We start from the raw sequence: 21,971 nt of genomic DNA, 5'->3' as shown, positions 1-21,971 counted from the left end.
GGCTGCGGCTGCGGTTTCTGAGCTGCCTATGCGGCAGCGAACAGGATGACGGGCATTTGGGCTGCGGTGCTCATTTTCTGAGCTGCCTATGCGGCAGCGAACGCCAGATCTCGGAGCCCGGCGCGCGGATCGTGTTTCTGAGCTGCCTATGCGGCAGCGAACGGGGCATGAAAAAACCGCCTCGCGGGCGGTTTTTTCTGAGCTGCCTATGCGGCAGCGAACTGGACTCTAAATCGTGCAACCTCTTGATTTTTAAAGAACAAACCTTCCAAGCAGCGCGATACCCCAATTTCCGAGGAACGCGCTAAGTGGTTGATTTATATGAAGCACCACCCAACCCTCGGAAAAAGGGTCAAAACCAAGGAATCGTGGACCCCAGGCTCAATCCATAGGTGTTGAAGCGATCCGGCGCTGCGTTTGACTGCGCCGGCCCCTGATCCACAAACAGGCAAAACGGCTGGCCGGTACTGGTGCTGCGCAACTGCACAAAGGGCAGTTGAGGGCTTCGTTCCACACTGTCAGGAATGGCTACCGCAGCTTGCTCCAGGGTTTCGTTCTTGCGCCGCATCCGACGCCGGCGCAAACGGTCAACGCTGGTCTTGAACTGGCGGCGCTGCACTTGCCAGCGCGGCGCATCTGGTGGTGCCGGCAACAGGGCCGCCAGTTGCACATGGTCGCGCATGCCCTGCAGCCAGGGCAGCTCCATCAGCCGTTGCAGGGCCGCCTCCGTACCGTGCAGGCGCAACACTTCGCCCAGCGAGCGCGGGCGCAAGCTGTAGTGCGGAAAGCTGATACCGATATCGCCCGTCTTCAGTTGCACCAGTGCACGGTGCAGCTTGGAGACCAGGGCGCCCAGCAGATGGGCATGGCTGAACTCGGGATCGGGCAGCAGCGCGATGTCGATGTAGTGTGTGGTCATGGCCATCAGCTCGCATCGCCAAACACGCCGCCGCGGATCAGCACGGCCATCACGAAGTGCTGCTGTTCCACCGCGGGCACCTTGTCTTTGAGCAGCCAATCGTCCAGCAGCGTGTAGAAGTCGAGCTTCTGCTTGGGCTGGCGATAGGCCTTACCCTGGGTGGTGACGGAGCCATAGGGCTCGACTGCGATGGGGCCGAGGTCTTGCGCGCCCTCGTACCAGGTGTCGATGGTGCGCAGGGCATTGCCGATTTTTTGGGAGTGCATGGCAGCCACGTTGTCCACGTGGTAGAGCGTCTTGCTCTTCTTGCTGGCACCCTTGTCCAAAACCAGCTCCTGCGACGGGAAGACCTCCTGCCCGGCGCCCACACGCACAAAGGCGGTGACCTGCAGCAGTACATGGCGTTTGCCTGCCAAGCCTTCGGCAATGATCGTCCCCAGTTCCTCGACCTGGGAATTGGAGGCATCCAGCTCACGGGTACTGTGCTCAAGCGCCTTGAAAGACCAAGATTTTTCCGCCTTGCCATCTTTCAAGACGGCGACTTCCACGTTCACCTCTTCCGCGCCCACGCGGTTGCGCCACAGGAAGCGGCCATTGGCCAGGTTGGCTGCATAGCGGTTGGCCAGCTCGGCAAAGCCATGCTGCTGCACATAGCCTTGCACGGTCTGCAACAGCTTGGCCTGGTATTCGGCGCTGTTGCAGGCTGAAGGCATGCCGGCGCCGGCCAGCACCCGCAGCGTGAACTGCACCTTCAGGGTGTCGGCTTCGGCTGGCAAGGCCGCCACATCCACGGTTTGCAGGTTGGGGTTCTGGATTGCGGCGTCCAGCTTGGCCTCATCCTGCTGCTCTTTGGCCTTGAGCCGATTGCTGATGGTGCCGCGCACCGATTTTTCCTTGATGCGAACCGGCGACCAGCTTTCCGAAGCCGCCTTCTGGCTCCAGAGACCCGCGTGGAAGACGGCATCGGAGGGGTCCAGCTTGCGCTCGAAAGCCAGGACGGATGCGGTTTTCAGGTTGTTCGACATGGTTAGAAATCCTTTAGCAATTCGTTGAAACGGTTGGGGTGGAGCAAGGGTGAGCAACGGCTCGCCTAGTCATCGACATAAGCGTCGTCCTCCTCTTCCCACTCGTCTTCCAGGTTTGCATGGCCGTCGTGGTCTACAGGCAATGTGTGCGGTGGCTGGTAGCCATTGCGGCAGCGAAACAGTCCCCTGGCGGTATCAGTCTCTGCAGTCCACAGCAGTTGCTCCAGATCGGTGAGCCTGTGAGGACTGATCCACTCGCCCAGCGAATACACCGACTCCACAAAGCGCAGCGGCGTTGCCATGTCGCGCGCGTTGGCGACCGAGCCGGCTGCGTGGCGGGGCGAGAGCGCGGCATAGCCCACGGGGATGGGCACCGTCCAGCCGCTGCCTTTGGGGCGCAGCGGATCTCCCCAGCGCACCTTGCCATCGGCCTGCGGCTTGCCATCCGGGTCTGCCAATACCTGGTGGTTGAAGCGCGAGGCATGCAGCCATGCAGCCAGCAGCGTGGCTTGAGCATCGGTCTTGCGCAGCTGCTCCAGGCGTGCAGCCAGCAAGTCATCGCGCGCCACCAGTGCAAAGCCCGGCAGCCACTGGCGGCGCCAGCGCCGAAAATCCGCTTCCTGCGTTTGAGGGTCCTCTGCCAGCAGTGCCATCCATGGGCGCACTTTCTTGCCGGGCACTGGGCGCGAGGGCAACAGGGTTCCACCCGCCACCCGCATCTGGGCAGCAATCTCGCCCGCCTTGGCCGCCCATTCGGCCATGCGATCTTCACCACCTTGCACCAGCACGCTGGCAGCACCCGGGGCCAACTGCTCTGCAACCGCAAAGATCAGCGACACCTGCAGGTGCATGCGCCCCTCTTCCACAATCGCGGCCGTGCTGCCGTCCTTGTCTACAGGGTTGCGGGTCAGGTTGAAGGTGCGCACGTAACCTTGGGTCACCTGCTCCTGGTGATGGTGGCAGACCACGCCCACACTCAGCAGCTTCAAGGGGATCTGCGCTTGTACCAGCTTGCGCTGCAATGCCCACATCAGGCCGGTGAAGGCAGTGATGGAAGGAAAGCCATGCGTGAGCGGGCTGGAGATGGCATTGGCGTTTTGCACGCGCAAATGCGGCAGCACCAGAATGGCTTGGGGTTGAGGTTTCCTGGTCATTCGTCACCCCCAGCCACCAACTCATCATGCGTGCTGCGAATAGGGATGTAGTGAGGGGCATCCAGCTTGTCGCGCAGCTCTCGCAATTGCTGCTTGAAGCCGTCTTCATCCGTCAGCAGCTCCTTGCGCCACTCGCGCGCTTCCACATCACCAAACTGCTCACCCAAGGCCCTGTTCAGCCAGGTGGAAAAGCGCTTGCCAATCTCTGCTGGCCAGTCCATGTACATCCAGTCGCTGGCAAACTGCACCTCTTCGGGCAGCTCGGAACGCAATGGATCAAGCCACAGCTTTTCCATGTAGCTCAGCGCCTCGAAGCGCTCGTCGTCCTTGCTCCAGCCGGGCTGAACCAGTTGCTGCAATTCATTGGCAAATGCGACCAGCTCATCCAGCAAGGCATCTGTGTAGGCTTTACGCGTGTCCCGGGTGGGCTTGTTCGATTGGGTGGCTTCCGCCAGAAATTTGCGCAAGGCGCGCACCGTGCAGCGCACTTCGGGCCGGGCGATAAACATGCGATCAAACACTGATTCGGCGTGCACCGGCATGCGCACTGCGCTCGGTGTCCAGGCGGGCGGCAAGGAAGACAGCAGATAGTTCACACCACCGCGTTCGCTATTGAGCTGGCTGATGTTCTGTGGCTTGGTCCCGCCCATCTTCTGCGCAGCCAGGTCCGGGTAGTCGTGGAACACGCCATCGTGCGGCTTGCGGCCACGACGGGCCAGGCGCGCTGCCTTGTTGGCCTCGCCAAAGCGGTGCTCCTGGATCTCACCGTACACGGCATGCGCCAGCGAGGTGGCATAGAGCGGCGCCAGGAGCTCGTATTGCGCATCGTCGCAGGCGTCATCGCCGGTCAGCCAGTACAGCTGCTTGGCGCGGCCATGGCTGCTGGGGCCGCCGGCACGCGGTGCCGTCAATGACACCAGTGCATCGCGCAAGGCCTGGGCTTTCACCGGGTCGTCATGCAAGGCCTGTAGAGCATCCGCATCTTCGGCCAGCAAGGCTGACAGCAGACTGCGCCCACCCACCTGCAGCTTCAGGAACTTGTAGACATCCAGCGCAGCCGCATTGCCTACGACGTCGCCTGCGAATTCCGTGCCCAGCGCATGACTGCCCAGTTCGCATAGCTCTGGCAGTTGCTCGGGCTCCACATAGAGATTGGTACCGCGCGCGTCGGGGTGAATGGGTTTGAGGGAATGTGTGACGGCCTGGATTTGCTGCACGCGCCGTGCGGCGTCTTCCAGCCATGCATCAGGGGCAAACGAAGCAATGACCTCGCCGCGTTGGGGATCGTCAGGCTTGAGCTTGTCGAGCTTGGCTTGCAATCGCTCTTGCAAGAACCGTTCAATTTCCGCGCGCCAGCCTGCCTTGCCGCCTGCTACAGAGGCAGTGGACATAGGGATACACCTTTCCAATTCAATGAAAGATAGAATTGCCCAGTCAGCACAAACCAACTGGGGATGTGAAGTTAGGCCAAATGGCGATCAAGCTCTTCTAAGGGCGTGATTGCTAATCAACTGTGACCTCTCTTTCTGGATTGGGTAGCCTCGACAGCTAGTGGTGATAACCAGCACCGTTGCAGCGGTGCTGGTTCTTATTATGGGTGGAGGGCTCACAGAAGTTAACCATACCATGATGAGTATTAACTGCCGCATAAGCAGCTCAGAAAATACCCTGATGGGGATGCACCGTTCTCTGCCGCACAGGCAGCTCACGCTCTCTTGGTGAACCCCAAAGCCTCATGAAACCGCCAGCCTTGCCCCTCATCCGGCAGGCTGGCGGTGGCATATCGTTTGGCGCAGTCTTGCAGCGAGAGGCCCATCTCCTGGGCCAGCGTGCGCAGTTCCTCCAGCAAATCCACCTGTATCCATGGCTGCACGCTGTGCTGCGGACCGGGCCGCAAAGCGGTGTCAGCTACCGGTGCACGCATGGTCTCGTCTATGCACACATAGAGTTGCTTACCGCGCCGCTCTCCATCGACCACGCGGTGCAGCAACAGCGTTTCCTCGTCTTCATCGGGCAGCAGCACCACATCGACACGACGCTGCGGGTCCTCGCGAAAACGCTGGTATTGCGGCAGTACACCTGTCAGCCACAGGCACTGCAGTTGCTCGCCATCGGCTTCATGCCAGGCCAGGCTGGCGGCGCGCTTGACTGCGGTGGTGGCCGCGCTGTCGGCCTCGCGCGGCAGCATGGTGTCGCGCATGCGGGCATGCTCCAGATCCACCCAGTTGCGGCTGGGGCTGAGCTTGCCTGCAGCCCGCGCAACCCGGGGCCGCGCATCCACCGGCCATGGCGACTGCGCCCACTCCTTGAGCTGGCGTGACAGCAGCTTGTTCAGGCTGTGCGATTCCAGATGAAAGTGCGCGGCAGCATCCGTGCCGCCCGGCGGCAGCCGCTCCATTTCAAAGCCGGGCTTGCAATAGGCGGCCTGGCCTTTGCGCTCCAATGCGCGCAGATTGGTGTCCAACACCAACACATTGGCCTCCTGCACTGGCGCGCTGCGATGGCGACGCACCCGTCCTGCAAGCTGGATCAGCGAGCGCATGGAAGAAGGCTCGACTACGGCCCAGTCGTAATCATGGTCACGGCCCACCTCCGTGACAGGTGACCCCAGCACGATGAAGAGCTGATCCTGCTCGGGATGAGCGTCGATGAGCGCTCGAATACCGGGCTGCAGAAGGGCCGGATCACGCCCCTCGTCGGCGCCACGCCGGTTGAGCACGGTATCCAATTGCCGTTCGATCACCGAGCGTGCCAGCAGCGGAAACTGCGAGTGGTACACGCACAGATGCACGCGCACGCCAGCAGCAGGAGCGCCCTGTGCGTACATGGCCAATGCCACGTCGAACTGCGGCGAAATATTGGCCATGCGGATCAGCCCAAAGCTCACGCGCTTGCCGCTAGCCGGATCCTGGCCATGGTTTTGAGGCGCCTGATGCAGCACCCAGGCGTGTTGCAGCAGGAGTTGCGCCCATTCCTTGCGGCGCTGCGCTTCGCTCATGCCTATGCAGCTCCAGCTTTGCGGCAAGCTCCCAATGCAGGCCAGCCGCCGCACGGAGGTCTTGGCCAACTGCGTCATGCGCTTTTGCACAAAAGCTTGGTGCGCTTCGCCAAAGGCACGGCTATCGGCGCAGTCCTGGGCCGTCTGCTGAAACTCGTCTACCCACAGGCAGCAGATGTTGCTGGCCTCGTGCGGCCGCTCGCTGCGGTGTTTCTGGAAGATCTCGCGGCCCGCCCGATAGGCCAGGAACAGTCCCTCCACAAGCGCCGGCGGCAAGGTGGCCGAGGACAGCAGCACGCGCGAGCCCAGCAGGCCCGCCCAGTGCACAAGCCGCGTCAGCGCGGGCAGGTCGGCCATGTCAAAGTCATCGGGCTCGTCCAGCACCAGATCGCCGGTCAGCAAGCGCAGCATGGGCGCGATCTGGCGGCCGCCGCGCAGACTTTCGGTGGCGGGCGTCAAGTGATCCACCGTACAGACCAATAGGGGCGCGGCAATCAGGCTGCGCACCTGGGCATCATCGCTCAGGCGTTCCAGCAGCGGGTGGCGGTCATTGCCTTCAAACAGCACCTGCCCGCCCTCATCAAGCAAGGCCTGCGTAGAGGCCGAGCCGGTGGCTTCGGCCTGGCGCTCCCAGTACTCGAAAAGTGCGCGGCTCGCGCTGCCGCCCACCTTGATGGCCAATTGCTCTTCGCTCAAGCCCAGGTCGTGCTGAAAGCTGCGTCCCGTCTGCAAGGTCAGCGTGCGCAGGCCGATGGCGAAGGCGCAGCGCATGCCCAGCTGCGGATCAGCCAGCGCATTCATGATGCGCGCATTGCCCAGCGTCTTGCCGCAGCCGGTCGAAGCCATATTGACGATGAACGCTCCCTGGCTGGCAGCTCGATGGCGCACGCTGGCGGCCAAGTCCGCAGCCTTGTCCTGCCACTGGAAACGCGCGTTGCTGTTGCGTTTTTTCAGGCCCTTGTGGTTTTGCAGCGCAGGCAGGCTGCGCGCCAAGGTGGGCAAGGCATGGGTGATGAGGCTGGCATGGGCCTGCACGCCCAGCAGATGCTCATCCAGGGTTTGGTTGAAAAATGGCGGCTTGTGCCCGCCCATCAAGCGCCGGGCGCTACTGTTTTTAAGCGTGTTGGCAAACAGAGGATAGCCATCGTTGCGATAGGGCCTGCGCCGGGCCTCGTCCTCGATGCTGGAGTAATGGTGGTCGGCCAGCATCAGGCACATGCGGCTCACATGCATGGTGAAGGGGTCATGCAGCGCAGGCACCTGCTGATAATGCGGCACCAGCTCCAGCAGCTTGCCGGCGTAACGCGCCGCCTGCTTGCGCCATGCGGATTGGCTCACCGGCAACCCATGGGGGAACTGCCAATACGCTCCCAGCTTCGCAGCTTCGACCGCTTCGCGTGGCTCGTTCCAGTCTGCGTTCACTCGTGCCAACAGGCCATGAAGCAGGCGCGCAGACACATCGGACGGATGCGAACCAAAGCGTTTGAAGATAGCGCCGCCGTCATCATCGCTGTCGTCGGCATCAAGGGTGCTTTTGCGATTGGGTAGACAAGGCAAGCGATGGTGGGTCAACACCAGCCAGGCCACGGCCTGCGCCAAAGGCGGCAGGCAGGCAAAGGGATTGGCGGCCTCCTTTTGCGCAACATCCCAGTCTGCATCGGTCAGTCCATCTTGCAGCAAGCCATGGAGCCACCGATCCTCGAATGCTTGCGCCGTCATGCCGGCATCGGTGCAGGCGGCCAGCCTCCGCAGCCAGCCCGCATCGTCTTCGTCACCCACAAAGGCCTGGAACAGTCGCACTGACACCCACTCGTGGCGGTAGTGATTGCGCTCGCGCAGGCCCGGATTCTTCAACCTATCCTGGAATGCCCTGGTGGCCTTGCCCAGGTCGTGCAACAAGGCTGCCAGTGCGGCCAGCGCCGTGATCAGCGGCAGATGGTGCCAGGCGTTCTCATCCTCGGTGCGCAGCACATTGCGCGCCGTGGTGTTGGTGGGCACGGCGCCTTCGGCATTGAACTGGCGCCCGTCGCCCACCACCCACAGCAGCTCGCTGTGGTCACGGCCGCGTATCCAGTGACAGGCCACGGCGGTGTTCTTGCGCGCGCTCTGGCGCAGCAGCTTGCGCACCGTATCCAGGCCGGCCTGGGTGATGGGCGTCTGCCAGGTGCGGTCGCCGCGGCGCTCGGCAAACTGGTCGAGAATGCGGCGGGTTTCGGCCAGGGCACGCTTGCTGCATTGGGAGACGAACAGCACGTTCATGCCTGAATCTCCGGGGGCACTGCGAGGCGCGCCGTCTCGACGGCAATGCGCTTGAGCGTATCGATGATGAAGTCCAGCGATTCGCTGCGCGTGAGCGCTTCGATGCATTGGCGGCGGAACTGCTGTTCGTCGTCGCCGCGCATGGCCGACAGAAAGGCCTGGGGCAGGATGGCGGCGTCCTTGACCAGATCAGCCGCATCGAACACCAGGCCACCCCGCCGCGTCTTGCCGTGCAGCACAGCCAGGCCATGCGGCAGGCCCAGCACCCAGGTGGCCGTGGCGCCCAGGCCATAGGCCAGGTAATTGCCGTGGTCGAGGAATCGATTTGCCGCATCGGTGCCCGTGCCGCGCTTGGCGCGCGTGAACTCGCCGTAGCCCACGGCATCCACCGCCAGCTTGAACAGCGCCTTGGTGAGCCGTGCCTCGTCGGTCAGCAGCGCGGTCACATCCGGCGCGTTGGCGATAAGCGGCGTGAACTGCCGCACCAGCGCCTTCAGGCGCTCCATGTCCACCGCAAAGCCCGCTTCGCTCAGGGTGCGGGTATTCCATTCGGACAGCAAGCGCTGCAGGCGCCAGGTCTGCAACTGCTTGGCCGCCTGCAGGCGCAGTTCGTCGTCGAACCAGAACTTCACCCAGGCCTGCAGGTATTCGGTGGGCCGGTATTCGCTTTGCGGCGTCAGCCAGGCCACTTCCACATCGACCTCGTTGGCGCTGAACAGCGGCGTGCCGCCACCGCCGCAAAAGCCCACCAGCACCCCGGCCTTGGCCAGTTCGCGCATGGCGGCCTGGGTGATGGACGTGCCCGTACCCAGCAGAATGCTGGTGGTATTGGCAATGGGAATGTTCCAGTACAGGCTTTTCTTGCCGGCGTCGGTCACATATTCGACGCGCCCGCCGTTGACGAGCACGCGGCAATGTTCGAGGTAGTAGATATTGGCCCGCTTGGAATGCAGGATGGTTTTGAGATCTTGGCCTTTGATTTCTTGCACAGAGCCTCCGTACAGAGGTTGTAACAAAAAACAAGAGGCTTTCTGTTGAAATCCATCGAGACAGAAAAGAAGCTCACTTTTTTCTTTTTCGAGAAAGAAAAAAAGGGGTGGGCAGTTTCAAGCCCGCACCCATTCTGCTTGCCTCCTCGACGAGGCATCCGGTCCACTCTGAACCCAGCCACGCCCTCCTCAACGGTTTGATGATTGCATATTGCAATTGGTGAACACGTTGATGGGACTGGAATGGTTAAAGGGAAAAGCCAGTCCTCATTTCTTTCATCGATCTCAGCGGAACACGCTGACAGCTTCATCCAACTGGCGCGTCTGGGTCTGCAGGCTTTCCGCGGCCGCGGCATTTTGCTGCACCAGGGCTGCATTTTGCTGCGTGATCGAATCCAGATGGCCGATCGAATGATTGGCCTCGGCAATGCCGTCGCGCTGCTCGTGCGTGGCGCCGCTGATCTGGGCAATCAGCGCCGTGACCTGCTCCACGTGGGCCACTACCTCCTCGATCTCCGAACGCGTCTTGTGCACCAGCGTGGCGCCGCTTTCCACGCGGCCCACGCTGGAGTCGATCAGCTCCTTGATTTCCTTGGCCGCATTGGCGCTGCGCTGGGCCAGAGCCCGCACCTCGCTGGCCACGACCGCAAAGCCGCGCCCCTGTTCGCCGGCACGGGCCGCCTCCACGGCGGCATTGAGTGCGAGGATGTTGGTCTGGAAGGCAATGCCGTCGATCACGCCGATGATGTCGTTCATGCGGTAGGAGCTGCTGGCGATCTCGGCCATGACGTCCACGACTTTCTGCATGGCCTGGCCGCCCTGGTTCACGGCCTGGCTGGATTTCTTGGCCAGCGCATTGGCTTCCTGGGAAGTGGCGTTGTTGTTCTGGACGGTGGCGTTCATCTGCTCCATGACCGATGCCGTCTGCGCCAGGCTGGACGTGGAATGGTGCGTGCGCTCGCGCAGGTCCTGGTTGCCGCGCGAGATTTCGTCCACGGCGGTGCGCACGCTGGTCACCTGCTGGCTCACATCGTCGATCAGCCAGCGGAACATCAGGCCCAGCTGGCTGATGGTTCGCATGGTCATGCCGATTTCGTCGACACGATCCATCTGCACCACATCGCGGTTATTGCCGGTGGCCACGTCCAGCGCCTGCTTGCGCAATTGCTCTATCGGACGCGCAAGCTGGGATTCCAGCAGGTAGTTGCCGATCACGAAAGCGGCGGTGATCAATGCATAGGCGGGAATATCTTCGGCATGAATGCCCTGCAAGGCAAAAAGGCTGACCATGGTCAGCGCCCATACCAGCAGCATATTGAGCCGTATCCGAGAACGGACGGAAATGACACGCCCGATGGAGAAAATGCGCTTCCAGCCCGAGCGGATGACCAGCCCCTTGAAAAACTGCTTGCCGGCAACTTCTCCCTTGAGCATGGCCTGATAGAGCTTCTGGGCCCCCTGCACCTCCTCGGCACCAGGCTTGGTGCGCACCGACATATAGCCCTGGGTGACGCCGTTGCGGATGATCGGTATGGCATTGGCCCGGACCCAGTAATGGTCGCCGTTCTTGCAGCGGTTCTTGATCAGGGCACTCCAGGGCTCGCCATTCTTGAGCGTGCGCCATAAATCGGCAAAAGCCTCGGGCGGCATATCGGGATGGCGCACCAGGTTATGGGGCTGGTTATAGAGCTCGTCCAATTCAAATCCGCTGACCTGAACGAAGGCCGCATTGGCATAGGTAATGCGGCTTTTTGCGTCCGTGGTGGACATCAGGGTGGCATTGTCCGGAAACTCGTATTCGCGCTGCGTCACGGGATGGTTGATACGCATATTAGCTCCCTCCAGAAACCGAGATTCACCATTAAATATGCATTATTTTTTACATTCAGCAACATCCAAAGCGGCAATAAATTTCAACTTGTGGCTTATTTCGCCACAGCGATCCGTTTCCATGAAATGCCGTTCGAATGCCGGCGCTGCCCGGCCCGTGTCCGGTATCACCACCAGGGGTTGGTACCATCCTGTCCAAGGTGCGAGATGAACAGCCAAAGGCAGCCGCCGGCGGCCGGCTCGAAGGGGCCCGCCCTTTTGGGCAAGCACACCCAACCAGGAAAGTTCTAGAACATGAAGATTGCAACGTGGAATTTTCATTCATGTCTCACTACGGGTCACGCCGGCTCAAGCGGATCTCCAACCCATTGAAATCATTGATTTTTTAATATCCCACTGAATCACTACGTGTCACAATGGCGCACCATTTTTGGGTAGCTAGCTGGGTAGCTAGACTCCTAGCTACCCAAAATCGTGTCCAAAAGCGCCATGGCAAAAACCAGCCACAACCTCACAGACCTGCAAATACGGCGATGGATCGCCAAAGGTGAGCCCATTGCAAAATCCGATGGCGATGGGCTGACATTCACGCTGTCGAGCGCCGGAACCGCGACATGGGTATTGCGGTATCGCACCGGCAACCGGCGCCGGGAGGTCACTCTTGGGAATTACCCCGATTTCTCGCTAAGTGATGCACGGATAGCTGCGCGCGCCATGCGGGCGTCCATTGACCGCGGCGAAGATCCTGCGGCCCAGAAGCAGGAGCGGAAAACCCGGCTCATGGCGGAATGGACGGTGCGGGATCTCGTGGAGGATTACCGCGAAAAGATCCTGAAGCCCGAGAACTACGGCGAAAGCACGCTGTACTACCGCAATGCAGACATCGACCAGATCGTGCTGCCGAGGCTCGGCCCGCGGCGGGTCACCTCGGTCACGAGCATCGATATAGCCACGTTGCTCAAGGAGATCAACCGGACCTGGTTGATGACAAAGAGGGCCCTGACAACCATCTCCCAGATTTTCGACCATGCCTGCGGGATGCCGTTGATCCCGGCCAACCCCTGCACCGGCATCAAACTGAAGGCTCTCAAGGGCACGCGCCCCAAGCCACGCAAGCGCCTCATGCTCCAGCCGGACGAGCTGCGCCTGCTGCTGACAGACATCGACTTCATCGGCCGCGAAAACGCGCTGGCCTTCCGCATACTGCTGGCCACCTGCGTCCGTGGCATCGAACTGGCCAAGGCGCGCAAAGAGCACCTGAACCTCGAGGCCGGGACCTGGTGGGTTCCAGATTCATCGGTGAAGACCCGATCCGGCTTCCTCGTCCCCCTGGCTCCTCCGGTGATCGAGTGGTTCCGCGAGCTGATCACCCTTTCCGGCGACTCGGCTTATGTCCTCCCAGCACGGCGAGCAGACCGCATCGCAAAGCTGGGCGATACCCATGTGGGCCGCACGACGCTATGGGCAGCGATCAACCGCAGCTTTCTGCGCGGCGACATCGATATTCGCCGCTTCACGCCGCACGACACCCGAAGCACTGCCAAGGGTCACCTGCGAAATTTCGGCATCTCGCGCGAGATTTCAGAAATTGCACTGAACCACAAGCTGAAAGGGATGGAGGGGGTCTATGACGTGCGTGAAGAGATCCCGGAGCGCCGCAGAGCTCTGAATATCTGGGCCGACTTTATTGTCGAGTGCGCGAATGGGGGCGCAGCGCCCCGGCCGCCAAGCAATGTGATTCCTCTACGCCGGCTGGCGTGACGGATTCAGCCTGCCGCATGCAGGGCCTGCGCTTCGGCCGGCGGCAGGAGCTCTTCGTCCTCAGGCTTCTCGGCCCCGCTGACCAGCAGCCCAGGCGCTGGCAGCTTAATGAGCGCGTCGGCCTGGTCGACAGACCCGTGCAGCCATTCATCCCAATCCTCTGGCTCAAGCATGACAACCGCGCGCTTTTCTCTCTGCGGCCGGTGCATCAGCGCCAGCAGGGGGTGACCATCAGCAGGCTGCGTGATCATCGTGAAATTCGGCACCACCTCGCCGGTCGTATGGTCCATCCACTCGCTGTACAGGCCAGCCAGCGCAGCTGGGTTGCCATCAGCACGCCGGATCGACCACCAGATGTTTCTGGTTTTCAAGCCCCAGTACGGCTCAAGCCAGTTCGCTGCCGGGATCAGGCATCGCCGGCCGGCTTTCCAGGATCTGGCAAACGTCTGCCGGGTTGCCAGTGATTCGCGGCGCGCGTTGTTCGTTGAGAGCCGCTTCCCGTTGGCGTCCACGGGCACCCGAGTCTTCGAATAGTGCGGGATCATGCCCCACTGCCCTGCCACCAGCTGGCCGCCGGGTGTGATGTATGGGGCTGTGGCCAGCGGCACCACTGCAGCGTTCCACCCCCTGTTCGGCGCATCCCTGCCAATCTTGAAATGGCGCTCCATTTCAATTTCCTCGGGGGTATTAAAGCGATTGCACATGAGTGAATACTAACAATTCCCGGCGATAAAATACTGTATAAATAAACAGTTATTTTTGGAGCTTCGAGATGCAGGAATCGACAAACGGCTGCCTGGGCCTGGTCACCGGCGTTGAGATTGCTGCCGCCGGGAAAACACTTCCTCCGGCAGGCGGCGTGGAAGGCCCTGTGGAAGTCGAAGTGGATGCATTGATGCTGGGTCGCGTGCGCCTGCGGTTCGAGCGGCGCGCCTACACGCATCGTCAGTTTGCGGGCAAATTTTTCTGGAACCCCACGCATGCCGAGGTGATCGCTCGCCTGGATGCGGCCAGCGTGAAGGACGAGATCCTCGAGCGCTGGCTGCGCTGGTCCGAAGATCGCGCAGATCAGGGCGATATGCCCACGCTGGACACTGCAGTCCGCATGTTCTTTGAGGAGCTGCTGACCGACTGCCCAGAAAAATACACGCACTCGGGCTAGATCCAATCCGTATGCTCAAAGAGTGGGCCGTCGAGGATGCGCTGCCATGAAAGCCCATGTGACGCTGCTGCGATCAGGAGGCCGGCTCAGCGTCCCTGACCGTCCCACGATGCGGGCTGTGGGCGAGCTCTCGTTGACGCACTTACGCATATCCCCTGATGAGCCCCGCACGGTGCCGGTGCTGCAGTTGCTGGGAGCATCAGGCCAGGAGCTCTACGAGCCCAAGCTCACCTCGGTTTTTGTGGACACCCTGAAATTTTCGGGCCTCGAGCGCGTGGGCAATGCATGGTATGCGCAGGAGTGGAGATGCGAGCTCACCCCCTGATCCCGCTGTATCCGACGCTGCTCCGCACGCGGGGACGCTCTGACATGCCGCGCGAACGCGTGCTGCCTGGGGAGCCGGGCGACTATGTTGTCGAACCAGCGTCCGCAGGCTGGGTGCTGGTCGAAAAGGTTCCGGAGGGCGTTGTCTATTACGGACCGGGGCCGGCCCAAGTGCTGCGCTCTCCCGCGCCTTTCTGACTGCGCGACAATGCCGGGCATGGCAGATACCGAGAAATCCCCCATCGCAACCGTCCACCAGCGCGTCACGCATGCGTTCATGCAGCACTGGCGCAAGCACTCCAACAAATACCCCAAACTGATTCGTCTGCCCGGCGACCAGGCGCGGCAGCTTGACAAAATGAACTCAATGCGCAGCCCGGGCGAAATGTGGGGCGTGCCTGTGGAGATCGATGAAACCACGAAGGGCGAGATGATCGGCATCGACGGCGAAGTGATCGACCTTGCCACCATCGAGCTGCCATAAAAAACCCACCGGCAGCAAGCTCCGCTTGCCGACGATGGGCCACATTGCTGGCAACAGGCTTCTAAGCGCCAGCATTGAGGGCGCGATGCAGCGCCCACCCTTCCAGTTCCCACAGCTTATCGCGGGCCTTGCCCTCGGCCTGCTCGCGGGCGTACTTCTGGCCCAGGGCTGCATTGAAGTTCTCGGCGCTCACGCAGGCGCTGTGCCCGGTGGCCAGGTAGAAGCGGCCCAGGAAAGCATGGGCAAACGTGCTGGCGGTGCCTTCGGGCTGCTCGTAGCGCCAGGTCAGCCTGTCCATCAGCGCCTGGATCTGCTCGGCCGTCACGCGCGGCGCAGTCAGGCCTGCTGCCACTATCTCGGCTTCGGCCGCCTGGTCGGCCTGGTAGCCGGCAGAACGAAGTAGCCCGTCCATGGTGGCGGAGCAGGTGCAAGTCGCAACGCCGTGTACCAGGCATTTGTGCTGGTCAGCCTTCGCGGGATCGATGGCGTCCAAGGCTGGGGCGATGATCGGCGATTCAGGCCGAGTGCTACCCATACTGATTCGACCATCCCCAAGGATCGCATCAACTGTGTCCCGAATGAATTCACCAACCCCCTTGCCATCCATGCGGTTGTTCAGTCCAGGAGCCATCGCATGCACAAGCGCATACTCCAGGTCATACCGGTGGGGCCGCTGCGGGGCAATAGGTGCGTTGGCATGCTCCTTAGGCTCCAGCTTGGCGAGAACTGCGGTTTTCAGGTCGGCCGCAAGCTCGACCGCGCCCAGCGCCAGGAGCAGGAACATCGAAAAGAAGAAGCCCACTAGGTCGGCAACCTTGGGCGCATCACCGCCCAGGCGATGGGCATAGAAGATCAGGCCGATGGAGAGCAAGACGGCGCACACCAGCGCCAGCTTCTTGAACGAGAGTTGAAAGTTCACGGGGTACTCCAGATTCCGGCAGCCGGCCGGGGCGGGCCGGATGGCTTAGAAATTGGCGATGCGCTCGCTCAGGATGGACGACAACTCGTGCATCACATCGAGCTGGCGCTTCATGCGGGCCTGCTCAGCGTCCGGCAGATTGCCGAACAGCGGATTGCGCTCGATGAACTCATCCAGCTTTGTGATGCGGATGTCCAGCTCCTGCTTTTCGTCCAGGACGCGCTGCTGGTGGGGCGGCAGGTTGCTTTCGCCGGTGTCGGCGCCGTTGATGCAATGCTCCAGCATCGCCTTGGCTTGGCCGAAATGCAGCAGGTTGGTGCCCGTGGGGTTCATGCCCGCGTGAGGCGAGCGGGTGAAGGTGATGCCGCAGTCAGGCGCGAAGTCGGCCGGCAGCGGCCAGGAAAGGAAGCGGCCGACCATCTGCTCGGTGATCGCAATTCTGTTCATTGGTTTTCCTTGGTGGTGGGGGTGGGGATCACGGGCCAGGCCGCGCGGCAGGTTGCCGCATCAGCTGCGTGCCCATCAGCTCGCGCTGCCAGCTCCGTATATCGCTGGCTGCACTGTCCGAATACGCGGTTGAGGGAACGGGCGTACTCGATGAGGGCGGCGGGGGAAGCGTCGGCAAGTCGCTGCTCGGCATCGGACAGTTGCTGGCGCAAGCCGTCGCGCTCGCGGCCAGCGCGATCAGCAGCAGCGTGCAAAGTGGCTTGCTTCTTGATTGCATCGTTGAGGGCTCCTTGGTAAACGCCAGCGATCTGCTGGCCAACAGCCGCCACACGGGCATTGGCCGCAGCGCGCTCCTGTGTCACCTGCAGCCGGTATTCGCTGGTTTGCAGGCGCTCGTCGGCCAGTTCGGCCCCCAGACGGGCTTCCTGAAAGCACCAGGCCAGCAGGCCGGCCAGGATTGCCGCGGCGGCGTGCGTGAGGGTGGCGAGGCTCATGTGTGCGGCTCCACGCGCCAGCTGCGGCATATCTCGTCGTTGGAATCGCCCCGTATCTGCAGGCCGCCCAGCACTTGCAGCACTCCGGCCACGGTGCCCTTGTTCCAGCGCGTGTTTTCTCGGCACGCGCCCTGCAGGTCGCCCGCATTGGCCTTGCGCCGCATGGTGCTGCCCTCGAGTGCTGCAGTCCCCTTGTTGTGGATGAAGTCCAGCAGCACGCCTTGGGTGAACGGGTCGTACCTTTCCCAATACGTGAGCAGCCGGCGGGCCTCGCGCTCGGCGGCCAGGTATCGGCCGCGCTCCAGCCGGTAGCAGTCGGCCTGGCTGTACCAGCGCCCGGCCACCACGCCCGCGCCCGTGATGCCGTTGCAGACGGTCAGCGGCTGGCCACGGCCGGCTTTGTCGATGTACGGGGTGCCGATGTGGCGATTGCTGGACTCGTAGTAGTAGCCCAGGATCATTGCGATCTTGACCGCGGGGCTGGTCGTGGGGTCGCTGGCCACAGCTTGGACATACGGGTCGGACTGCGCTAGCTGCAGTTCCTTGGCTGGTACATCCTGCGGCAGGTCATTGACCAGCACCGCCCCGCCGCCCAGGCCAGCCAGCAGCGTCAGCGCGGCCAGGGTGGCGCGCAGCTTGGAAGGAACGGCACTCATTCGGCGGCATCCAGCGGCGCGGGCCGCGTCGGGTTTGCATCAAGCTGGCGCCGCAGGATCTGCTTGCGCATGCGCTTCATGGGAAGCTCGTGCCTGATATAGCCGTAGAGCTGCACTGCCAGCCAGGCAGCTGACAACAAGCCCACGGCCAGGTTGACCAAGCCGAGGAAGGTGCCGAAGCCAAGGAACGCGGCAAGCCAGCTGATGAGCGACTTGCCGGTCATGGCCTGGTCTGCCTGGATGACGAATTCGTTTTTCATGGCCCGGAGTCTTCCGGGGATGGGCTCGGCGGTCGAACCCTATACGGGGGCAGCTATCCCACCATGCCCCAAGCGAATGCCGCGGCCGGGGCGGGGCCGGAACCAGAAATGGGGAGATAAAGCTGCGCGCGCACACCCTCTGCACCCGCAACATCGAATGGAATTCCGAGCGCGGGCCAAGGCATGCGCTGGGCGCTGATGATCCTAACCCCCTCTGTGCCAAGGATTTTCCCCGGTACGGCCCAGGACGTGGCTTGTGGCGGCGCGGTAAGGCGCCCGAGGGACAATCCCCCGAGGCCGAACACCCGCCCAGTAGCGCTCCACTGCGCCATTTATGCGAACCTCAGTGCCATCGCACCGCTGGCGAAGGTGGTAGCCGGAAGAACGACGTGCCACTTGCTACCGGATGCATCCAGCAGCGTGTCAGCGGAGGCTCCCATGTTCGTGATCTCGGCAACGTCCAGAAAGACGCCCAAGGGAGACGACGAAAAGGCGTCAATACGCTGCCCGACCCAGATAGGCGTCAGGTTATGGAACGGCTGATCCTGCGCATCCAGTGCAGGAGAGGCAGGGGTGGTTGCAGATCCAGCGGCGGTGTAGCGCGGTCTCACACAGGCCGCCGCGAGCGAGCCGGGTGTCACCGCCGTGGCACCCAGCCCTGTCAGATCGCCGGCCGCCGTCTGCGATTTCACCCGGGGAGAACACAATGAATTTGACGAAGCTGACATCAGCCCGTTCTGGCCCGTATTGGACACTGCAAAACACGGGTAGCTCGAGCCCTTGAGCCATTGCGCCATGCGGCTGAACTCAAAACAGCCCATGTATCCAGTCGGCGCCGACCCGTCAATGACGACCGCATAGCGCGGGGTGGCCATCACGTAGTACTGCTGCACAGCGTTCGCAGCAAATTTGACGGAAGCAGTTGTTCCCAAGGCCGTACCGCCATTGGTCGCATTGACGCCGGTATGGTTTGCCGCATTCCAGCTCTCGTAGCCCATGACGCTCAGGAAAGTCGCGGAGCCTCCCAAGCGCAGGTACTTCTGCGTCAGTCCATCCACATCGGGCGCCGAGATCACCCGGTCCGTCGCGCTGGCCGCCGCATCCACGAGGGTCCAGCCGGCCGGGATGGTTTTATCTACCGAACTGGAGTCTTTTACGCAATTGGCGCTCAGGTCTGCAATATCCGCGCCACACAGCAGTGCCGCGATGTCTGCAATGGTTGCAGCAAGGGTGGGATTCACCACAGTGGTGTAAACGGCCTTCATTCTCAGGACTCCAGATAGTCAATACGCACCGCAAAGGCTGTTGCCGCCGCCCCGCTACGGTCCAGCGTGAGGTAGTCGCCCGCGGCTGTGGTGATGGCCAAGGGCTTGGATGCCAGCGTCTGCCCGGCCGGGATGTCGATGGATGCCTTCGCCTGCCCGTTGATGCGCAGCACCGCGCCGGTGGCCGCTCCGGCAGCGCCTGTCATCCATGCCGTGATCTGCGTGATGGAAAGCGCCGCCGGCGGGTAAAAGCGCTGGCCCCCGGCGCTTGCCGACGATTCCCCGCTCCACTGCCCCAGCAGCGAGCGCGTGACGGGCAGCTTGTCGCCCGCGGGCAGCTGCCGCGTCCTGCCGCCAACACGCACCAGGGGCCGCCGGGTAGCCATTACAGGGTCACGTAGCTCAGGTCGTCCGTCACCAGCTCGGTGGCGCTCTTGGCCGTGCCCAGCTCCTGGCAGATGCGGCCGGCATTGGCCGTGTCTGCGGGGTCCAGCGGCGTGGGGATCACGCCGCCGGCGGTACCGAGCCAATACCGGGCGCCGGGCGTGAGCCCGGTGAGCGCCGAATTCGTGCTGTCCAGCGGGTACACGGTCGCGTTCGCGGCGCTGGCCACGGCGTCTTTCACATAACCGTCAGCTTGCCGCCCGTTGGAGTTGTCGGCCAAGCGCACATTCATAGCGCCGGCGTTCGCGTGGAAGTTCACGAACTTGCCCGCGCCGAGGGCTTCGCTGGCCGGCGCAACGATGGTGCTGGCGCCGATGCCGGCAGGCATCAGGCTCTGGTCGAAACGGCCGTCCGGGCCCAGTGCCGCGATCTTGCCGGCATCGGCCGCGCCGGCAGAAACCGCCACGCCGAACAGCTGCTTGCTCTTGCCGGCCACACGGGCCAGGAATCCTTGGGTGGGTTGGGTAGCCATGGCTTACTCCAGTTCGATAGGGTCTTGGATGTTGAGAAGAAGCCGGGTCGGCGACACGGCGGTACCGATGAGCACGTCATAGCCGGCCTGGGGCGGCTCCTGGGTCAGGCGGCCCTGGCCGGCCAGGAAAACGCGGCGGCCGGGCACAAAGCTCCAGCTGGCGTCATCGATCACGCCGAGGCGCTGCACGTTGATCGGCTGGCCGCCCTGCGCCGCCGAGACCGTGACGCCCAGCAGGGCCAGCACGTCGGTTTCCACGTCGGGGTCGGCCGGCCACACCGCGCTGAACAGGTCTTCATAGACGACCACGAGCGCGCTCGTGTCCTGGCCGGCGGTGCGCTGCAGCACCTGGCCGCCGGCCGGGCCCGGGATGCCGGGCGGCCCGGGCGGGCCCTGCTGGCCAGACGCGAGCACGATTTGCATCTCCGGATGGGGGCTTATCACCACTTGGGAGTCGTCTTCCAGCAAGACCACCGACGAGGCTGGATCTTCCTTGAGCACCACCGTTTCGGTGGACTCCACCATGACTACGCCGCCCGGCCGTTCAACCTGAACTACGATGGTTTCCGCATCGCGCGCAATTACAGTATCGCCACTCATCGTGTGCTCTCCGGATCCACGCGCCAAGAAATCTCCACGGGACGGGACACATCGCCATTCGCGTGAACAACTTCCAGTTGACTGATAGCTTCGCTCCAAGTGACTGGCGGCTGATCCCCATAGGGGATGGCGCCGGTCGTCGTGTCATCCAGCGGGAAATAGATCCAGCCATCTCCGGCTCCAAGATCGATGCGGCCGTTCTCCGTGGTCAATTCCAGAAGCACATCCGGCGCCAGCACTTCGGCGCGCAACTGCATGCGCGCCTTGCATCCGGTGAGGTCCACGGGTGTCAGGTCGCTGTCGGGGACAGGCAGGCCGGTTTCGGCGTTCACCAGCTTGCCATTGACCACTCTCGTGGGATAAGGAACGCTGCACCAGCGAAAGCCACGCCGGAACGTGGCCCCCTGGTAGATCGTGTAGCTAAGGCGGGCAGGAGCACTCATGCCGGGCAGTTTTGCCGCCCCGCCCGGCCGCGTCCAACCCTATACGGGGGCCGTCTACATCATCACGCTGGTGGACATGGTGTTGCTCACGCCGGAGCTGATACCGTTCAGGCTGGCGGCTGCGGCATCCCCGACCATCCGCATGTTGGCCAGTGCAGACTGTGCGCGCAACTGCGCGGTCTCCGTCTGCGCCCGCAGATTCGCTTCCTGCGCCCTCTCCTTGAGCTCCGCATCCGTGATCGAGAGGCGGATGAAAGGCTCGAGTGCCGAGTTCTGGGCCTGGTACAAACTGACCAGCGTGCGCGCCGCCTCGTTCTTGAGCCCCGACATGGACGTGGCCATTTGCGCGGCCACCTGGGGCCCCATCATGATGGTCTTCACATAGTCGCCCACGGCGGCCAGGGCCTGCACGAACAGGTCACCCACGTTCTTCACGGCGAAGCGGACATTCTCGACCTCGGTTTCAAAGCTCTTGATCGCAATGTCGCGGCTGACTTCGGCCAGCTGATCGCGGCTGCTTTGCCGGATCAGCGCCGTGTCGTGCAGCATGGCCCCGGGCGGCAGCGGCCAGCCTGCGCGCGCATAGCGCTCGATGGTGCTGGCAATGTCGCGCTCGGCCTGCTTGAGCACGCGGGCCCGGCCGCGCTCCCACAGCGCCATCTCCACATTGGCATTGATGCCCGTGCCGCCCTGCGCCAGCGCGCGGTCGCACCAGGCCAGGGCCTGCCCCATGACGGCAATGTCCGGGAAGGCAATGCCCAGCATCTGCTGGAAGGCCCGGTCGATCTGGGCGCTCAGCTCGGCGTTCTTCGTGTCAAAGTAGGCCAGGGCCGAATCGGGATCATCGAAAGCCAGATCCTTGGGCGGCGTGGCCGGCGTGAAGCTCTTGTCCAGCACCGGCGCCTGAATCTGCGGCGCAGTCCCCACATCGGCCTTCACCTCATTGGCGAAATTCCACGCCCGTGTGAACCACATCTGGGCGTTGTTCCACTTGGCGTTGATGATCTGGGTATTCTGCAGGGCCGGGCCGGTGGTGCCGTCCGGGATGGTGACGATATCCGCCATG

The 21,971-nt window shown here is 62.7% G+C and carries 24 protein-coding genes and 1 CRISPR repeat array (1 of these 25 running past the window's edge); of the genes, 4 read left to right on the top strand and 20 right to left on the bottom strand.

Annotated features, from left to right (window positions below; all coding sequences use genetic code 11):
* Positions 1–222: a CRISPR direct-repeat array (repeat unit 28 nt; unit sequence TTTCTGAGCTGCCTATGCGGCAGCGAAC) (it extends 286 nt beyond the left edge of the window).
* Between the two features lie 130 nt (positions 223–352).
* From cas6f to V8Z74_RS19765, 8 genes are all read right to left on the bottom strand, one after another.
* On the bottom strand, positions 353–919 hold the full coding sequence (gene cas6f, locus V8Z74_RS19800; RefSeq protein ID WP_349710870.1) for a type I-F CRISPR-associated endoribonuclease Cas6/Csy4: 567 nt from the start codon (positions 917–919) through the stop codon (positions 353–355).
* 5 nt (positions 920–924) lie between these two features.
* Positions 925–1,944, bottom strand: coding sequence for a type I-F CRISPR-associated protein Csy3 (gene csy3 / locus V8Z74_RS19795; RefSeq protein WP_066471415.1), 1,020 nt, complete (start codon positions 1,942–1,944; stop codon positions 925–927).
* Positions 1,945–2,009: 65 nt separating this feature from the next.
* Positions 2,010–3,098 carry a type I-F CRISPR-associated protein Csy2 gene (gene csy2, locus V8Z74_RS19790; protein WP_349710869.1) on the bottom strand — a complete coding sequence of 363 codons (1,089 nt, stop codon included), beginning with the start codon at positions 3,096–3,098 and terminating at the stop codon, positions 2,010–2,012.
* Positions 3,095–4,489 (bottom strand): type I-F CRISPR-associated protein Csy1, encoded by a 1,395-nt coding sequence (csy1, locus tag V8Z74_RS19785; protein ID WP_349710868.1) that lies wholly within the window; start codon positions 4,487–4,489, stop codon positions 3,095–3,097. Before csy1 ends, csy2 begins: the two co-directional genes overlap by 4 nt.
* Positions 4,490–4,803: 314 nt before the next feature.
* Positions 4,804–8,355 carry a type I-F CRISPR-associated helicase Cas3f gene (gene cas3f / locus V8Z74_RS19780; protein WP_349710867.1) on the bottom strand — a complete coding sequence of 1,184 codons (3,552 nt, stop codon included), beginning with the start codon at positions 8,353–8,355 and terminating at the stop codon, positions 4,804–4,806.
* A complete protein-coding gene (cas1f, locus tag V8Z74_RS19775) occupies positions 8,352–9,344 on the bottom strand; it encodes a type I-F CRISPR-associated endonuclease Cas1f (protein ID WP_349710866.1) in 993 nt (330 codons plus the stop codon). The genes cas3f and cas1f overlap by 4 nt, the downstream gene beginning before the upstream one ends.
* 285 nt (positions 9,345–9,629) lie before the next feature.
* On the bottom strand, positions 9,630–11,174 hold the full coding sequence (locus V8Z74_RS19770) for a methyl-accepting chemotaxis protein (protein ID WP_349710865.1): 1,545 nt from the start codon (positions 11,172–11,174) through the stop codon (positions 9,630–9,632).
* Between the two features lie 42 nt (positions 11,175–11,216).
* On the bottom strand, positions 11,217–11,495 hold the full coding sequence (locus V8Z74_RS19765; RefSeq protein ID WP_349710864.1) for a hypothetical protein: 279 nt from the start codon (positions 11,493–11,495) through the stop codon (positions 11,217–11,219).
* A gap of 168 nt (positions 11,496–11,663) precedes the next feature.
* On the opposite strand from V8Z74_RS19765, the gene V8Z74_RS19760 reads away from it, so the two are divergent.
* Positions 11,664–12,935 carry a tyrosine-type recombinase/integrase gene (locus tag V8Z74_RS19760; protein ID WP_349710863.1) on the top strand — a complete coding sequence of 424 codons (1,272 nt, stop codon included), beginning with the start codon at positions 11,664–11,666 and terminating at the stop codon, positions 12,933–12,935.
* Positions 12,936–12,940: 5 nt separating this feature from the next.
* Here the strand turns inward: V8Z74_RS19760 and V8Z74_RS19755 are convergent, their stop codons facing one another.
* Positions 12,941–13,639 (bottom strand): SOS response-associated peptidase, encoded by a 699-nt coding sequence (locus V8Z74_RS19755; protein WP_349710862.1) that lies wholly within the window; start codon positions 13,637–13,639, stop codon positions 12,941–12,943.
* A 68-nt stretch (positions 13,640–13,707) separates the two neighbouring features.
* On the opposite strand from V8Z74_RS19755, the gene V8Z74_RS19750 reads away from it, so the two are divergent.
* The 3 genes from V8Z74_RS19750 (at position 13,708) to V8Z74_RS19740 (ending at position 14,905) form a co-directional block, all read left to right on the top strand.
* Positions 13,708–14,097 (top strand): hypothetical protein, encoded by a 390-nt coding sequence (locus V8Z74_RS19750; RefSeq protein WP_349710861.1) that lies wholly within the window; start codon positions 13,708–13,710, stop codon positions 14,095–14,097.
* A 46-nt stretch (positions 14,098–14,143) separates the two neighbouring features.
* Entirely contained in the window at positions 14,144–14,422 is a 279-nt protein-coding gene (locus V8Z74_RS19745; RefSeq protein WP_349710860.1) for a hypothetical protein, read from the top strand.
* A gap of 216 nt (positions 14,423–14,638) precedes the next feature.
* Positions 14,639–14,905, top strand: coding sequence for a hypothetical protein (locus V8Z74_RS19740; RefSeq protein WP_349710859.1), 267 nt, complete (start codon positions 14,639–14,641; stop codon positions 14,903–14,905).
* Positions 14,906–14,966: 61 nt separating this feature from the next.
* Here the strand turns inward: V8Z74_RS19740 and V8Z74_RS19735 are convergent, their stop codons facing one another.
* The 11 genes from V8Z74_RS19735 to V8Z74_RS19685 all read right to left on the bottom strand — a co-directional run bounded on the left by V8Z74_RS19735 (position 14,967) and on the right by V8Z74_RS19685 (position 21,970).
* Positions 14,967–15,824, bottom strand: coding sequence for a Gp49 family protein (locus V8Z74_RS19735; protein ID WP_349710858.1), 858 nt, complete (start codon positions 15,822–15,824; stop codon positions 14,967–14,969).
* Between the two features lie 45 nt (positions 15,825–15,869).
* Positions 15,870–16,271: a crAss001_48 related protein gene (locus V8Z74_RS19730; protein ID WP_349710857.1), complete on the bottom strand. Its 402-nt coding sequence runs from the start codon at positions 16,269–16,271 to the stop codon at positions 15,870–15,872.
* A complete protein-coding gene (locus V8Z74_RS19725) occupies positions 16,268–16,765 on the bottom strand; it encodes a hypothetical protein (protein ID WP_349710856.1) in 498 nt (165 codons plus the stop codon). The genes V8Z74_RS19730 and V8Z74_RS19725 overlap by 4 nt, the downstream gene beginning before the upstream one ends.
* Entirely contained in the window at positions 16,762–17,421 is a 660-nt protein-coding gene (locus V8Z74_RS19720; RefSeq protein ID WP_349710855.1) for a lysozyme, read from the bottom strand. The genes V8Z74_RS19725 and V8Z74_RS19720 overlap by 4 nt, the downstream gene beginning before the upstream one ends.
* On the bottom strand, positions 17,418–17,645 hold the full coding sequence (locus V8Z74_RS19715) for a hypothetical protein (protein ID WP_349710854.1): 228 nt from the start codon (positions 17,643–17,645) through the stop codon (positions 17,418–17,420). Before V8Z74_RS19715 ends, V8Z74_RS19720 begins: the two co-directional genes overlap by 4 nt.
* A 368-nt stretch (positions 17,646–18,013) precedes the next feature.
* A complete protein-coding gene (locus V8Z74_RS19710; protein WP_349710853.1) occupies positions 18,014–18,946 on the bottom strand; it encodes a hypothetical protein in 933 nt (310 codons plus the stop codon).
* 2 nt (positions 18,947–18,948) lie between these two features.
* On the bottom strand, positions 18,949–19,332 hold the full coding sequence (locus V8Z74_RS19705; RefSeq protein ID WP_349710852.1) for a hypothetical protein: 384 nt from the start codon (positions 19,330–19,332) through the stop codon (positions 18,949–18,951).
* Complete coding sequence (locus tag V8Z74_RS19700; RefSeq protein ID WP_349710851.1) at positions 19,332–19,862, bottom strand: hypothetical protein; 531 nt, start codon at positions 19,860–19,862, stop codon at positions 19,332–19,334. The genes V8Z74_RS19705 and V8Z74_RS19700 overlap by 1 nt, the downstream gene beginning before the upstream one ends.
* 3 nt (positions 19,863–19,865) lie before the next feature.
* Complete coding sequence (locus V8Z74_RS19695) at positions 19,866–20,462, bottom strand: hypothetical protein (RefSeq protein WP_349710850.1); 597 nt, start codon at positions 20,460–20,462, stop codon at positions 19,866–19,868.
* Complete coding sequence (locus tag V8Z74_RS19690; protein ID WP_349710849.1) at positions 20,459–20,905, bottom strand: hypothetical protein; 447 nt, start codon at positions 20,903–20,905, stop codon at positions 20,459–20,461. The genes V8Z74_RS19695 and V8Z74_RS19690 overlap by 4 nt, the downstream gene beginning before the upstream one ends.
* A gap of 54 nt (positions 20,906–20,959) precedes the next feature.
* Entirely contained in the window at positions 20,960–21,970 is a 1,011-nt protein-coding gene (locus V8Z74_RS19685) for a hypothetical protein (RefSeq protein WP_349710847.1), read from the bottom strand.
* Position 21,971 lies beyond the last annotated feature (1 nt).

Origin of the sequence: Comamonas sp. w2-DMI (assembly GCF_040187735.1) — a bacterium.
GTDB lineage: Bacteria > Pseudomonadota > Gammaproteobacteria > Burkholderiales > Burkholderiaceae_C > Comamonas > Comamonas terrae.
The sequence above is the reverse complement of the archived record's forward strand: the minus strand, read 5'-3'. Positions and strand labels throughout refer to the sequence as shown.